The sequence below is a fragment of the Pseudoalteromonas sp. SG43-4 genome (genome assembly GCF_014164325.1).
Taxonomy (GTDB): domain Bacteria; phylum Pseudomonadota; class Gammaproteobacteria; order Enterobacterales; family Alteromonadaceae; genus Pseudoalteromonas; species Pseudoalteromonas distincta.
The window spans coordinates 18,823-34,037 of record NZ_JACJFB010000026.1; the positions used below are offsets into that span (position 1 = coordinate 18,823).

Genomic DNA, 15,215 nt, shown 5'->3' on the forward strand with positions numbered 1-15,215 from the left:
CTTATTGCGCTTTTAACTGATTAGGTGTTAAGCCTGTCCAGCGTTTAAAGGCGCGCCGAAAGTTAGGTATATCGTAAAAAGCTAAATGTTCAGCGACTTGTTCGTTATGTTTGGCGCACAGAGTAAGTAGGTAAATAGCTTTGTGCTTATTTTGCTCATCTATTAACGCTGAAAAGCGTACCCCATTGAGTTTGAGTCTGCGCTTAAATGTAGCTGAGCTCATAGCAAAGTGCTTTGCGGTGCACTCTAAATTAGCACTTGGGTGAGAGTATAAGTATCTGCAGACGGCTTCAATAAAAGTCATGCTAACTACGCTTTTATTATGTAGCTGCGACTGCGCTTGCATAAATCGTAATTGACTCGCATGCGGGTTTTTAGCCCTTAACATGGTTTTATTTAATACCCAGCGAGTACATGGCTTATCAAAACTTACCTTTAGCCCTAAATTTTGCTCGTATTCTTGAATATGCCGAGGGCGTTTAAAAGCAAAGTCGAACTGACAATGCGGGTAACTTTCGCTCACTCGTTTAAGTAAACTATAAAATGCAGTGCTGTATATCTCTAGCACATAGTGGTAAAGGCTTTCATCAAACCCATGTGCTGGCTGAATATAAATATAAACATTATCGTTTTTAATATACGTTTGGCTAAACAGCAAAGGCGCTAATTGCATTCTTAAAAGTGATAATTGCTTTAATACTTGAGCTAAATTATCGCTATATTTTAATGCCTGAGCTTCGGCTCGAGTGTCGTTAATAAGTTGGCTACCGAGTAAAAAACCACTGTCAGTACTTTTCATCAACAACTTAAATTGAGCTAATAAACGCACCTGCTGAGACACACTAAATGTATGCTGAAAATTAAGTAAGTCTTGTTCAAAAATACCGGTACCGCGTAGCAGCTTATGTAAATTTATGTTTCGGCTTTGAGCAAGCTCTACAGCTGACGTAATAAGCCCTTGAGCGCTTAAATATTTGTCGTCTTGGCTAACAAACATGTGCACGGTGCGCTACTTTTAGTTGATGCTTTTTTTGTTGTAATTGACTATGCAGTTGGCTTGTTAGTTTACCTGTACTGCTATGCGTATTACCTTGTATTAAGGCGGTAGTGACATATTGAAACTTTGCTTTTTTAGATGCTTCAACTTTAAATGCACAATGCTTTAGAGCTCCTTTAATTTGTGCCATCAACTCTTTAGCTTGCTGCTCTGTGGTGGCTGGCATCAATACCATAAAGCAATCTCCTGCGTAGCGGCACACTACATCACTTAGTCGGCAATTCATTAACAATAGCTCGCTAATTTCACGCAGTAACCGGTCGCCCTCACTAAAGCCAAACTCACTATTAAAATGCGAAAAATCACGAATATCAATAGCCCCAAGCCAGAGTGGTTGTTTGCTCGTAAGTTGCTCTTTAATTGCAGAATCTAGGTACTGCGCCTTATAAAGACCTGTAACTGAACACACCTTATCGTGCTCACGTAAATGCGCTTCACGGCGGCGTAGCTGACGATTTAATACGTACTGCTCTTGATGCCAATAATACAAACCCACACTCGTTAACAACATGCCTAAAGGTGCTGGCAGAGATTCAATCCAACTGAGCCATTGATGGGCGGGATGCATTAGCCATTCATCAAGTAAATCGAGGGTTGCCGAGAACATAAATAACCCAACACCTATCACTAAGTAAGTGGTTACTTTACCCGGTGGTCTTGAAATTAATAACGCGGCAATCCATACGAGAGTCATTAATACAATACCGCCCTCCCCCATAATATCGAGCCACTGAATACTGGCGTAAGTTTTTAATACACCTAAATAACTACTTAAAAACACAGCGCTAAAAAACATCGCAATAATAGCGTTTATTAATAATCGGTGGCTGATAAAGGGGTTAAATCGCATGTGCGGTATCTCGTTTATAAATGAGTTTTAAAGTTAGTTCATACAAGTTTTTGTTAGCAGGGTCATATTAGCTCAGCTATATGACAACTAAATGATACCTACTTTAAAAACAGCCCTGCACGGTACATAACACCTGACTTTACGAGGAGTGATAAAAGCTCAATACGCTCTAGATATTGCTCAAACACCTCTAAATACATGTATTTAAACTAAACACTGTCACATTTACGTAATCAAATATCTTTAGCTTGCTCGCCATATCAAGAAACAACCCAGCAATAACCAAGAGCAAATACAATGAAAGACTTTAAAATAAAAGCACTGGTAGCCGCATTAGCCTTATGTAATTTAACGGCTTATGCAGAAGATGATGCAAAAGAAACCACAAAAAAAGATATCGAAGTTTCTGACAAAATTGTTGTATACGGTGAAATTGGCTACAGAAACCGCTCAGACGAACTCGCACCAACCTTAGAATATTCACAAGAGTACTTTCAACGTTTTGAACCATTGACCGCAGGCGATGCATTAAAACGAGTACCCAGTGTTACATTTTTATCGGATGTGCTTGAATCGGATGGTGCACGTATGCGGGGGTTAAGCCCTGCTTATACAAAGGTGCTTATAAACGGTGAAGAAGTACCTGGCGCTGGTGCCGACCGTTCATTTTTTGTTGACCGAATTCCGGCTGAGTTAATTGAACGCGTTGAAATTATTCGCTCATCAAGTGCTAACCGCTCAGCCGATGCTATTGCGGGCACATTAAATATTGTATTGCGCGATGGTTACAGTTTAGATGGCGGTTACTTGCGTGCTGGTGGCTTGCTTTATGACGATGGTGAATTTAAAGAAAGCTTGGCTGCTGTGTACGGTACTGAATTTGCTGGTGGGCGCTTATTACTTGGTGCAAATTTACAAGGCAGATATAACCCAAAACAAAAAACTAGTTTGCGCTACGGCGATAGCCCTGAAAACAATATAAGTTTTCAAACAGAAGAGTTTGATAACCGCGAAGACCAATCAGACACTCGCGATGGCGACGACACGTCACTTAACTCCAGCTACGAAATTGTTTTTGACGACGATAGTCAGTTTAATATTAGCGCTATGTGGGTTGATACAGAGCGTACTGAGGATGAACGTTCATTTGAATACAACGACCCAACTGCAACCAATAACGATATTGTAAATGGCGGTAACTTAGAAACAGATAATGCCAATGTTAAATATATTGACCAAACTAATTACAACATCAATACCGCTTATGAATTTCCACTACTAAGCGGCACAAGTAAGTTTAAATTTGGCTTTGCTCGGTTTGAAGAGTCTGTTTATGAGCAAGAAGTAGAACTAGATACCTCTGAGCTGCCAATGATATTTGAAGAAGAACAAGCTCGCAGCAACATAGACGATAAAGAATGGACTCTACAGTGGCAACACAGCCAACCTTGGGGTGACAGCAAAGAAATTCAGCTTGGTGCATTTTTACAAAATAAAAAACGCGACAGTGAAATTTTAGAATCGCAAAACGAATTAGAACTTGCACTTACCAGTTGGGATCAATACGCAGCATCACCTTTAACGCTTGCTGCATTTAATAGCGAGTACGAAGCGGTTACTGGTGGTGTAAATACTTTAGAAGAAGATCGCTTTGACTTATTTGCCCTTGTTAAGCACAAAGATGATTTATTTGCTTGGGAGCTGGGCGTTCGCTGGGAGTCTACCGATTCTAAAATTAATGATAAAACAATTGGCGTGACCGAAAATAATAGTTACGACTTTATCCTCCCCTCGGCACACTTTCGTTATAACGTTAGCGAAAATGGGCGTATAAGTGCATCGATTGCGCGTAGTTTACGCCGCCCTGAGTTTGATTTTTTAACGCCGGCACTTATCGAAAAAGAGCTTGGCGATAACGACCAACTAGGGAACCCTGAATTAAAACCAGAATCAGCTTGGGGTATGGACTTAGGCTACGAGTATCGCTTAGGAAAAAGTGGCGTTGTAGGTATTAATTTATTTTATCGCAAAGTAAATGACCTAATAGAAATAGCAAATACAGGACAAGAAGGCTCTGAGGGCGAAGGTACATTTGTACTGCAACCACGCAACACCGGCGATGGTAATGTTAAAGGAGTTGAGCTTGATTTATCTACTCCACTTGGCGCATTTAGCATGCCTAATACGGGTGTATTTTTAAACTACTCATGGCTTGATAGTGAAGTAACCGATTTTTTTGGAACTCGCAAATTTAACGACCAATCAGACTACGTTTATAACATTGGGTTTATTCAAGACTTACCCGAACTCAAAGCTGCATTTGGCGTAACTTACCGTAAGCAAGGTGATGCCTATGGACGTATTGTAGGTGAAGAAATAACTACATCTTACAGTGCCGACTTTGAAGTGTTTTTAGAAAAACGTTGGGAAGATGTAACGCTACGCTTGGTGGGTTCAAACCTACTTGATGCAAGTAAAGACGAAACCTTTAATAAATTTGATACCGTTGAAGATCAGTTTAGTAGAAGCTTTGATGAGTACGAAATTGAATCTGAAGAAGCGGGACCGGTTTATCAACTTATGCTGCGTTACGCATTTTAAATAAGTTTATGAGGTAGTGCTAATCACTTTATTTAGCGCTACCAAACATGAGAGAACTATAATGATAAAAAAAACATTACTGCTAATAACACTTGGCTTATGCAGTATACAAAGCGTATTGGCAAACGTAACGTACACCGATGTATTATACGAGCAACAAAAAATTGCCAACTTGACGGTGCTGCCTAAGAGCTTAAATTTTACGGTTATTGGTGATTGGGGACATAACGGGCACTTTTATCAAAAAGACGTAGCACACCAGTTAGAAATAGCGATGTTTCAAACGGATGGTGATTTTACTATTTCAACTGGCGATAACTTTTATCCCAATGGCGTGGCAAGTGTTAACGACCCGCTTTGGCAAAGTGCCTATGAAGATATTTACCATGGTCCACATACATTCGAGCCTTGGTATGTAGTACTGGGTAATCATGATTATTTAGGTAATGCGCAAGCACAACTTGATTACAGTAAAAAAAGTCAGCGCTGGAATTTACCTGCACGCTATTACAGCAAAACCTTTACTTTAAAAGGTGGCGAGCAGATATTAATGGTGTTTTTAGACACTAATACTTTAAATCCTGAATACAAAACACGCGAAAAATACAAAGCAACTCAAGGGCAAAACAGCCAAGCGCAATTAACATGGTTAGATAGCCAACTATCAAATAGCCAGGCACGATGGAAAATAGTGGTTGGTCATCACCCACTTTATAGCAGTGGAAAACGTTACGGACTTACTGAAGGTTTACGTAATTTACTCGAGCCCATATTTGAGCAAAATGGTGTGCAAGCATACATAGCAGGACACGAACATGACCTGCAACATAACCAAATAGATGGCAGTAAACTCGACCACTTTGTATCTGGTGGTGGTAGCGAAGCGCGTTACGTAAAACAACGTGAATTTACGCGTTTTGCAGAAGCTACTCCAGGATTTTTGAGCTTTTCGATTAACAATGAAGCACTAAAAGCAACGGCTATTAACTATAAAGGCGAAGTGCGTTACAGCACTCAAAAGCGCTTTGACCAATAAAGGGTTACAACATGAACTTTAAATTAAAAACATCTATTAGCTTAATTGTAAGTAGCTTAGTGCTTAGTACATTAAGTGCGTGTAGCAATAGTAATATGGCTACAAATACGGCAGTAAAAAACACATCCGATAAAATAGTCATTAATAGTACTGAATTTGGTCCAACAGATAACATGCAAGGCTCACAAGCGGCATGGTTAAATAATAACAATTGGTTGCTAGCAAGCGAAAGCAAAGGCTTAGTGTTAGTTGAAAGTGAAACGCAACAAAGCCGCATTATAAAAAAAGGTAACTTTGAAGCGCTTGCTGTCACTAAGCTAACAGCACACTCATTTTTGGTTGCAACTATTGATAACAATCAAGATAACGTTGTTATATTTAAGCTTGAGCACACTCAAAGTGGCTGGGATACAATTGAACTAACCCGCATTAACCCACCACAAGCACAACCCGATACGGTGTGTTTATTTGCTAATAAAGCGAGTGAATCAATATCGGCATTTGTACCTGATGTACGCGGGCTAATTACCGAAACTATTATTTTTGATACAGCGAATAATAAAGCGGTTAACGTAAATGTACGTGAATTTTCTGGCGTTAGTGAGGCGTCGGGTTGTGCTGTAAGTACAACAACAAATACCTTATATGTAAGTGAAAGCGAAGTAGGCATTTGGGCAATAAACGCGAACGCGGAATCGCAAGCAGATAAAAAACCGATTGCTTTAGTCGCCCCCTTTGGAAAGTTAGACAGTGAACTAGGAGCTATTTCAGCTTCGCAAGATGGTATTATCTGGTTTACTAGTACCAAAAACAATACTGTGTATGCTTATGATCCAATTAGTAAAATGCTTAATAACTGGATGTTAAATGGTAACTTGAGCTTGGAATCGGTAGCGGTAAATTACACAAGTAACAACGCGGCAACGGCAGTGCTGTATAACGACGAAACAGGCGCTTATATTAAAAGTACACTATCTGTAACACCTATCATAAAATCATTAAAAACCAGCCCCCAATCAATTACTCAAATAAAGGCAAGTGCACAAACTGCCCCCGTACAAGCGTTTGGTGATGCAGCAGACGATCCGGCAATTTGGGTTAACACTAAAGATGCAGCAAACAGCTTAATTTTAGGCACCGATAAACGCCGTGGACTAATGGTATACAGCCTAAATGGCAAGCTTGAACAGTCACTTGAAGTTGGTCGTTTAAATAACGTAGACCTGCGACAAAATAGCACGATTAAAAACAGTACCAATACATTAATAACTGCCAGTAACCGAACGCTTAACGGTATTAGTGTATTTACAGTACAAGCTAATAATAGTGTGAAGTACATTGCTGATATTCCTACCAATCTTGATGAAATTTATGGCTTATGTATGTACTCGTCAAATACGGGGAACTATGTATTTGTAAATGATAAATCGGGGCTATATCAGCAATATAAAATCAGTGAGAATAACGAAAAAATAACAGGTAAACTTGTTCGCGAGTTTAACCTACCAAGCCAACCAGAAGGCTGTAGTGCAGATGATGAACTAGGACAATTATTTGTAGGCGAAGAAGATGCCGGTATTTGGTTTATAGGTGCAGAGCCAACGGCAGGCAGTACACCGGTTATGCTGCAAGGTATAAATGAGCAACTTGTTGATGATGTTGAAGGTATGGAAATTTACCACAGCGACAAAACACGTTATTTAGTTGTTTCCAGCCAAGGTGATAACAGCTACGTACTGTATAAAATAAAGAATGGTACTGCGGGCATTAAAACACCTAGCTTAGAGTTTGCAGGTAAGTTTAGTGTAATAAGTGATTTGGTTAATGGTATTGATGGCTCATCAGAAACCGACGGGTTAACAGTAACATCTAAGTCTCTTCCGGGTTATCCTGAAGGTATTTTAGTTGTACAAGATGGTTATAACCGTATGCCACAGCAGCCTCAAAACTTTAAAATAATAGATTGGCGAGAAGTAAAAAAAGCAATTAAGTAGTGCTTATTTAGTCGCCATTATTTTAATGTCGCATTGAGATTACCTTGAAATTGTATAAAAGGCTCATTTGAGCCTTTTATACAATTCTTTGCAGTTAAGTATTAAGTGTAATTAACTCAATGTAATATATATTTTTATACTACAATTTAAGCTCATAAATTAATTGAGATTATAATGCGCCTACTACTTACTTTATTACTAGTTACATTAAGTGGCTTTGCTGTAGCAGAAGAAGAAAAAACAGAACTACCACCGGTAGACCCCACTTACAATGCTGAGCATCCTATGGCTTTGGTTAATCAAGGGTCATCTATAATTGCGATTAACTTACCTAGTTATAATTCTCCAGATGATGTGCAAGTTGTTTATAAAATAGGAAACCCCGATGTCGCACTCTTAAACTTTGTTAGAAATGCTGAGCTAATCACGGTTAAGCCACAAGCGTTTAATATTCAACATTTAATGCGTGGTGAAGAAATTACGATTATTGCCGACATTTACGAGGGTGATTATCAACAAGGTGGTAGTTTAATTTACTCAAAAAAAGAGCTTGAACTGAGTAAGCAACTGTATGCCAGAGAGCTAAAAGATTTAAGTGAATCATCGCAATGGCAAGATTACGACATGATTAATCTAGGCGGTACTGAGCGTATTTATATTCATAAAATTCAACAAGCGCCGAGCTATAACCATCTTATTTTTGTTGATTTAGTTAATGCATGTATGCAAAAGCTTCGTACCTCAAAACGTGTCCCAGCTGAAAATGAGCTTACCTATAAATTTATTAACTGCGGCACGCTTAAACCACTTTATTACAATGCTGATGATTTTAGAAAGTAAAAGGGTGAGAATACTGATGTTCAATTATTTTAATATTTAGGCATAAAAAAAGGCCCTTTCGAGCCTTTGGATTAACTTTGGAATAGTTAAAAATTTTTAAATTAGGTAAGCGTTAATAGCTGTGGAGCAACACCATGATAATCAACAGCCATAGCAATACTTAACGCTGTAATATTAATAATTGAAAATGCGAACACTTTACGTGCCCAGCTACTCATATCAATATTACGACGATAACCACGTAGCGCCATTAGCAACCACCAAAAGCTGGTAATACAAGCAACAGCCATAAAAGCAGCACCTGTGTAGCCAGTAATTGGCAGTAACATCACAACTAGGGCATATACAGCAATGTAAAGTACGATATGGCGTTTTGCTTTGTCGATACCTTGCGCTACTGGTAATACAGGAATACCTGCAGCTTGATAATCTTTAAAGCGAAAAATAGCAATAGCGTAAGAGTGCGGCATTTGCCACAAGCTAAACATGACTAGCAGTATTAATGCGCCCATATCGAACTGCCCTGTTACGGCGCAGTAACCTACTACTGGCGGTACAGCGCCAGAAAGGCTGCCTACAAAAGTGCCATATACTGAGTTGCGTTTCATGTAGAGGCTATAAACCCCTACATAAATTACGTAGCCAAAGGCTGCAAAAAATACCGCGGCTTGAGTGGTGTAGGCGATAAGTAAACCAAAGCCCACAACACCCAATAAAATACCGTGACTAAGTGCAGCAAAGGCCGACATTTCGCCCGTTACTGTAACCCGCGTACGAGTACGCGCCATGGCCACATCTATGTCTCTATCTATAACATTATTGATAGCGCAACCTGATGCAACCACTAGCGACAAACCAATTAATGTGGCAATCATTAACCATGGGTCTATATCACCGCGCGAGGCAAGTAAAAACCCGCCCGCTACGCTGATCAAATTGCCCATAATAATACCCGGCTTTGTCACTGATAAGTAACGACGAAACATCTTCAACTCCTAGTACATCATCATTGCGTTAGATTCATAAATGATCCAAACAGATAACCCAACAACCATTACGATGATCAGAGCACTGAATAGGAATGAAAAAGTACTTGCACGGCCATCTTCGGTGGTAAAATTAAGGTGTAAAAAGTATTTTAAATGCACCCAAATTTGTACGATTGCTAAAGTAACAATGCTCCAAAGCGTTGTTGCTTTTGAGAAGTCACCTTCCATTACCATGTAAAACGGTATAGCAGTTAAAATTACCGATAGCACAAAGCCAATTAAGTAAGTTTTAACACTGCCATGAGATTCATCATGATGATCACTTTGCGTTTGCTTTAACGCATGCGTTTCGCTGTGGCTCATTACATTGCTCCCATTAAATAAACAACGGTAAATACACAAATCCAGACAATGTCTAAGAAGTGCCAAAATAGGCTTAAGCAGCTTAAACGCGTTACGGTTGCTTTACCTAAGCCGCGTTTAGCAACTTCAATCATCATTATGGTCATCCAAATTAGACCCGCTGTTACATGTAAACCATGTAAGCCAACTAATGAGAAAAACGATGTTAAAAAGGCACTTTGTTGTGGACCATTGCCATGCACAATTAGGTGATGAAATTCGTATACTTCCATACCAATAAACACAGCACCTAAACAAAACGTAACAAATAACCAAGTCAGTGTTAGTGCCTTTTTTTGCCCTTGAGCGGCAATCATGGCAAAACCAAAAGTAATACTACTAATCAGTAGTGCTGCAGTTTCTACTGCTACAAAGTCGAGTTCAAAAATATCTTTACCCGATACGCCACCGGCTGTGTTCATAAATAACACAGCGTAAGTGGCAAAAAACGAGGCAAACAGTAGGCAATCGGTCATTAGGTATAACCAAAAACCAAATACGGTATCACCCGAAGTATCGTGGTGATCATGCGCGTGGGCATGATCATCGTGTGATACAGAGTCTAAATTTGCAGAAAGTGTACTCACGCTTTTAACTCCTTAACGCCACTTGAATTATATGCAGCTTCAATGCGTGCAATTTCATCAGGTTGTATATAGTAATCTACATCGCTGGTGTAACAACGTTTGATAAATATGGCAATTCCGCCTACTAGTCCAACAACAGCTAACCACCAAATATGCCAAATCATTGCAAAACAAAATACTGTTAAACTTGCTGCCATTAACACGCCAGCTGATGTGTTTTTAGGCATATGAATAGGGCTGTAGTTTGCTTTATCTTGATATGCTTGACCTTTTTCTTTCATATCGGTCCATGCATCAATATCATCAATATGTGGAATTGTTGCAAAGTTATAAATTTGCGGAGGTGAACTTGTAGCCCACTCAAGTGTGTGGCCGTTCCACGGATCGCCTGTTGTATCGTCAAGCGCTTCACGGTCTCTAAAGCTCACATATAATTGAATTACTTGGCTGATAATACCAAACATAATAATTACAGCACCGCCTGCGGCAATGTATAACCACATGTTCCAATCTGGGTTGTTAGTGTGGTTTAAGCGACGTGTCATACCTAAGAAACCAAGTACGTACAGCGGCATAAATGCTACGAAGAAACCAATAATCCAACACCAAAATGATGCTTTGCCCCATTTTTCATTAAGTTTAAAGCCCATTGCTTTAGGGAACCAAAATACAAAACCGGCCAGGTAACCAAACACAGCACCACCAATAATTGTGTTATGGAAATGTGCAATTAAGAATAAGCTGTTATGCAGTACATAATCGGCGCCAGGAATGGCAAGTAATACACCGGTCATACCGCCTACGGTAAAGGTAACCATAAAGCCAAGAGTCCAAAGTACCGGTACACTTATACGTAATCGACCTCGGTAAATAGTAAATAACCAGTTAAACAACTTAACCCCAGTTGGTACGGCAATAACCATAGTCATTACCCCAAAGAACGCGTTAACGTTAGCACTTGAGCCCATAGTAAAGAAGTGATGTAACCAAACAATAAAGCCTAAAATTGAGATTGCACCGCTGGCATAAACCATCGATTTGTAACCAAACAAACGTTTACCGGCAAAGGTCGAAATAATTTCAGAAAAAATACCAAACGCTGGTAATACTAATATGTATACCTCAGGGTGACCCCATGCCCAAAACAGGTTGATGTACATCATGGCGTTACCGCCCAATTCATTGGTAAAGAAGTGGAAGTCTAGATAACGGTCAAGCGTTAGCATTGCAAGTACAGCAGTTAAAATTGGGAATGATGCTGCAATTAAGATGTTTGCCCATGTACATGCCCATGTAAAAATTGGCATTTTCATTAGGGTCATACCTGGTGCACGCATTTTAAACACGGTTGCTAAAAAGTTTACGGCTGTTAGAAGTGTACCGAGCCCGGATATTTGCAAGGCCCAAATATAATAATCGACCCCCACCCCAGGGCTAAAGGTCAGCTCCGAAAGCGGCGGATATGCCACCCAACCTGTTTTTGCAAATTCACCAAATACAAGTGATAAGTTAATTAAAATTGCACCACTGGCTGTAAACCAAAAACTTAAATTATTTAAAAATGGAAAAGCAACATCGCGAGCACCAATTTGTAGAGGCAACACAATGTTCATTAAACCAATCATAAATGGCATTGCCATAAATATGATCATGATTACGCCGTGGGCAGTAAATATTTGGTCGTAGTGTTCTGGTGGTAAATAACCTGGCGCACCACTGGTAGCAAGTGCCAACTGCGCACGCATCATTATTGCATCAGAAAAACCACGAAACAGCATTATTAGTGCTAAAAGAATATACATTACGCCTAAGCGTTTGTGATCAACAGACGTGATCCAGTCTCGCCAAAGCACGCCCCATTTTTTATACTTTGTAATAAGCCCGGCAATAATAAGCCCAGCTATCGCAATAACCGACATCGTGAACACAAGAATTGGCTCATGAAACGGAATTGCGTCGAGTGAAAGATTACCTAATAACGACATTATTATTCCTCGCCTTGGCTGTGAGATGAAGGCATTGAGTGCTCACTCATTTCATGATGCTTTTTACTCATTTGCCCATGTTCGCCCATTACATGGTGTTTTTTGTTCATATCGCCATGCGCCTGCATATACTTCATAACAATGGTATGAAATAAGCCGTCATCAACTTTTCCGTAATATGCTACTGGGTTATTTTCACTTGCTTTTGCAAGCTCAACATAATTTGCATGAGTCAGGTTATTAGCGCTTGAATTCGCTTTCACATCACTCACCCACTTATCAAAGTCTGCTTGAGTAGGTGTAGCAATGGCATTAAATTTCATGCCAGTGAAACCTGCGCCGCTGTAATTTGCTGAAAAGCCTTTAAACGTACCTGGCTCATTTGCAATTAAGTGAAGCTTGGTTTCCATCCCAGCCATTGAGTATATTTGACTACCCAATTGCGGAATAAAAAATGAATTCATTGTGCTCTCTGAGGTGATTTTATATTCAACAGGTACATTTGCTGGGAACACTAATTCATTAACCGTAGCAATACCTTGCTCAGGATATATAAATAGCCACTTCCAGTTTAGTGAAACCACTTCAACAGTAAGATGTTCACCTTTACCTTCAATGGGTTTATAGGGGTCTAAGTCTTGGGTAGACTGCCAGGTAATAACACCTAAAATGATTACAATAACAATAGGAACAGCCCAAACAACGGCTTCAATTTTATTTGAATGAGCCCATTTTGGAGCATAAATTTCTTGGTTTTGAGTGTCTCTATATTTCCAAGCGAAATACAAAGTCATCACAATAACGGGAACGACTACAAGCAACATAAGCACGGTTGCGATGATGATTAAATTTTTCTCATCAATGCCTATTTGCCCTTTTGGATCGAGTATCCCGCCTTTACAGCCTGACAACGCCAGCACTGTACTAGCTAAAGCAATATTACAAAGGTTACGAATTAACAAGGGAGTATCCTACAAACCTAGAGTTTCAATTTGCTGCTTAAAATAAAAACCAAAGCAACGATTTTTCAATAAAAACCCAAGTTAACTAGAATTAAATTATAAAAATAAGGGGGCTATTCAAAAAAACCTAAAGCTCATGCCATTAATGACCTAGCAACAAACCCAGCTTTCTAAACGCATTTATATAACGTAATAAAAGTTAACTTGGGTGAGTGGTGGTTGGCTGAAATGTGTTTAAAGAAACACGAAGCTACTTTGTTTTAGCTAACCTTAATTATTTACAGCAAGAACAAATAATTAAAACCAGCAACAAGATGCAGCGTTACAGGCAACCTGTAAAGCTAGGTGGAGCACGACAACCATGTGAAGAGATCACAGGCTGAAGAACTTTAGCCTCGCTAAAAGCAAAGGCTGCTTTACGGAGGATTATGCCAGCACGACGCGCTGGACAAATATGGAACAATAACCAACAAAGGCCAATAAGTAACTGACTTGATATGATCGGATGAGCTAAAAATTGCGCAAGATTAAGTAACAGTGGCTCTACAATAAACCCATCACTTAATAGCGCTTCAAGCTTGAAGGCATCCTCTAGTGCACCGCTTAGCAACATTACAGTATTAAACACTAATAAAGTTATAGCTACACACACGCCCTTGCCTGCTTTATTCAAGCGTTCACACGTCTGCGGCTCGCCAGAGGCAAGTTCCGTAGCTGTATGATGCAAAGAAAGTGTGTTCAAAGACATTAACCTACTAAAATGACTATAACAAAATTAGATTAATACAGTTTGCAATGGAAAAATTTAAAAAACATTGCTGTTGTAAACCCTAAAACCAGGTGCTAAATACAATCAAATCCAGCTAGCACATATTTACCTAGCGAAAATTGATCCGTATCAACCAAACTTTCAAAACTTACTGAAAGTTCGAACGTGAGTATAACAAAGAGAATTTTCTGTTCAACTAAAAATCAATTAATTTGAGTTAAGCTTTCGAAGCTATTTTGTTAATAAAAAATAACACGATAAAAAACATTCGGTTAGCTAAAATAAAAAACGATTTAAAGAGAAATATTTAATAGGATTATAGGTTTTTAGGAGGGAGTAATAATTGTGTGGCACAAATAAAAACAGCCCAAATTCAGTCACCACCGAACTTGAGCCGCCTTTCACACTGACAACATCTTCACGCACAATATAAAGATTCTTGGTTTACACTACGTGGCAATTGTAGGGAATAAAAACAACTCAAGCTAAGTCACCACCGAACTTGAGCTGCCTTTCACACTGACAACATCTTCACACACAATATAAAGATTTTTGGTTTACATTACGTGGCAATTGTAGGGAATAAAAACAACTCAAACTCGTTCTTTATGGAAGTGAATCCACCGAACTTGAGTTGCCTTTCACACTGACAACATCTTCACACACAATATAAAGATTTTTGGTTTACACTGCGTGGCAATTGTAGGGAATAAAAACAACTCAAACTCAGTCACCACTGAACTTGAGTTGCCTTTCACACTGACAACATCTTCACACACAATATAAAGATTCTTGGCTTACACTGCGTGGCAATTGTAGGGAATAAAAACAACTCAAACTCAGTCACCACCGAACTTGAGTTGCCTTTCACACTGACAACATCTTCACACACAATATAAAGATTTTTGGTTTACATTACGTGGCAATTGTAGGGAATAAAAACAACTCAAACTCAGTCACCACTGAACTTGAGTTGCCTTTCACACTGACAACATCTTCACACACAATATAAAGATTCTTGGTTTACATTACGTGGCAATTGTAGGGAATAAAAACAACTCAAACTCGTTCTTTATGGAAGTGAATCCACCGAACTTGAGTTGCCTTTCACACTGACAACATCTTCACACACAATATAAAGAT

At 39.3% G+C, this 15,215-nt stretch carries 12 protein-coding genes; 4 read left to right on the plus strand and 8 right to left on the minus strand.

Annotated features, from left to right (window positions below; translation table 11 throughout):
* Position 1: 1 nt before the first annotated feature.
* Complete coding sequence (locus H5160_RS18465) at positions 2–1,003, minus strand: AraC family transcriptional regulator (protein ID WP_024596553.1); 1,002 nt, start codon at positions 1,001–1,003, stop codon at positions 2–4.
* Positions 987–1,907: a GGDEF domain-containing protein gene (locus H5160_RS18470; RefSeq protein WP_024596554.1), complete on the minus strand. Its 921-nt coding sequence runs from the start codon at positions 1,905–1,907 to the stop codon at positions 987–989. The genes H5160_RS18465 and H5160_RS18470 overlap by 17 nt, the downstream gene beginning before the upstream one ends.
* A gap of 297 nt (positions 1,908–2,204) precedes the next feature.
* On the opposite strand from H5160_RS18470, the gene H5160_RS18475 reads away from it, so the two are divergent.
* The 4 genes from H5160_RS18475 to H5160_RS18490 all read left to right on the plus strand — a co-directional run bounded on the left by H5160_RS18475 (position 2,205) and on the right by H5160_RS18490 (position 8,378).
* Entirely contained in the window at positions 2,205–4,508 is a 2,304-nt protein-coding gene (locus H5160_RS18475) for a TonB-dependent siderophore receptor (RefSeq protein ID WP_182738306.1), read from the plus strand.
* Between the two features lie 61 nt (positions 4,509–4,569).
* Positions 4,570–5,544 carry a metallophosphoesterase gene (locus tag H5160_RS18480; RefSeq protein WP_165723817.1) on the plus strand — a complete coding sequence of 325 codons (975 nt, stop codon included), beginning with the start codon at positions 4,570–4,572 and terminating at the stop codon, positions 5,542–5,544.
* Between the two features lie 11 nt (positions 5,545–5,555).
* Complete coding sequence (locus H5160_RS18485) at positions 5,556–7,538, plus strand: phytase (RefSeq protein WP_182738308.1); 1,983 nt, start codon at positions 5,556–5,558, stop codon at positions 7,536–7,538.
* Between the two features lie 174 nt (positions 7,539–7,712).
* A complete protein-coding gene (locus tag H5160_RS18490) occupies positions 7,713–8,378 on the plus strand; it encodes a hypothetical protein (protein WP_024596557.1) in 666 nt (221 codons plus the stop codon).
* A gap of 101 nt (positions 8,379–8,479) precedes the next feature.
* Here the strand turns inward: H5160_RS18490 and cyoE are convergent, their stop codons facing one another.
* The 6 genes from cyoE to H5160_RS18520 form a co-directional block, all read right to left on the minus strand.
* The gene (gene cyoE, locus H5160_RS18495; protein WP_182738310.1) at positions 8,480–9,364 is read right to left on the minus strand and encodes a heme o synthase; all 885 of its coding nucleotides are present in this window, start codon (positions 9,362–9,364) and stop codon (positions 8,480–8,482) included.
* Positions 9,365–9,373: 9 nt separating this feature from the next.
* Positions 9,374–9,730: a cytochrome o ubiquinol oxidase subunit IV gene (cyoD, locus tag H5160_RS18500; RefSeq protein ID WP_002958101.1), complete on the minus strand. Its 357-nt coding sequence runs from the start codon at positions 9,728–9,730 to the stop codon at positions 9,374–9,376.
* Positions 9,730–10,356, minus strand: coding sequence for a cytochrome o ubiquinol oxidase subunit III (gene cyoC / locus H5160_RS18505; protein WP_002958100.1), 627 nt, complete (start codon positions 10,354–10,356; stop codon positions 9,730–9,732). Before cyoC ends, cyoD begins: the two co-directional genes overlap by 1 nt.
* Positions 10,353–12,341, minus strand: a complete 1,989-nt coding sequence (gene cyoB, locus H5160_RS18510; protein ID WP_024596558.1) for a cytochrome o ubiquinol oxidase subunit I — start codon at positions 12,339–12,341, stop codon at positions 10,353–10,355. Before cyoB ends, cyoC begins: the two co-directional genes overlap by 4 nt.
* A 2-nt stretch (positions 12,342–12,343) precedes the next feature.
* Positions 12,344–13,303 (minus strand): ubiquinol oxidase subunit II, encoded by a 960-nt coding sequence (gene cyoA, locus H5160_RS18515; protein WP_182738312.1) that lies wholly within the window; start codon positions 13,301–13,303, stop codon positions 12,344–12,346.
* 322 nt (positions 13,304–13,625) lie between these two features.
* Positions 13,626–14,045 (minus strand): hypothetical protein, encoded by a 420-nt coding sequence (locus tag H5160_RS18520; RefSeq protein ID WP_002958097.1) that lies wholly within the window; start codon positions 14,043–14,045, stop codon positions 13,626–13,628.
* Positions 14,046–15,215: the final 1,170 nt, after the last annotated feature.

Coding starts and splice junctions, on each gene's coding strand:
- H5160_RS18470 (WP_024596554.1), bottom strand. CDS start 1,907: ATGCGATTTAACCCCTTTATCAGCCACCGATTATTAATAAACGCTATT.
- H5160_RS18475 (WP_182738306.1), top strand. CDS start 2,205: ATGAAAGACTTTAAAATAAAAGCACTGGTAGCCGCATTAGCCTTATGT.
- H5160_RS18480 (WP_165723817.1), top strand. CDS start 4,570: ATGATAAAAAAAACATTACTGCTAATAACACTTGGCTTATGCAGTATA.
- H5160_RS18485 (WP_182738308.1), top strand. CDS start 5,556: ATGAACTTTAAATTAAAAACATCTATTAGCTTAATTGTAAGTAGCTTA.
- H5160_RS18490 (WP_024596557.1), top strand. CDS start 7,713: ATGCGCCTACTACTTACTTTATTACTAGTTACATTAAGTGGCTTTGCT.
- cyoE (WP_182738310.1), bottom strand. CDS start 9,364: ATGTTTCGTCGTTACTTATCAGTGACAAAGCCGGGTATTATTATGGGC.
- cyoD (WP_002958101.1), bottom strand. CDS start 9,730: ATGAGCCACAGCGAAACGCATGCGTTAAAGCAAACGCAAAGTGATCAT.
- cyoB (WP_024596558.1), bottom strand. CDS start 12,341: ATGTCGTTATTAGGTAATCTTTCACTCGACGCAATTCCGTTTCATGAG.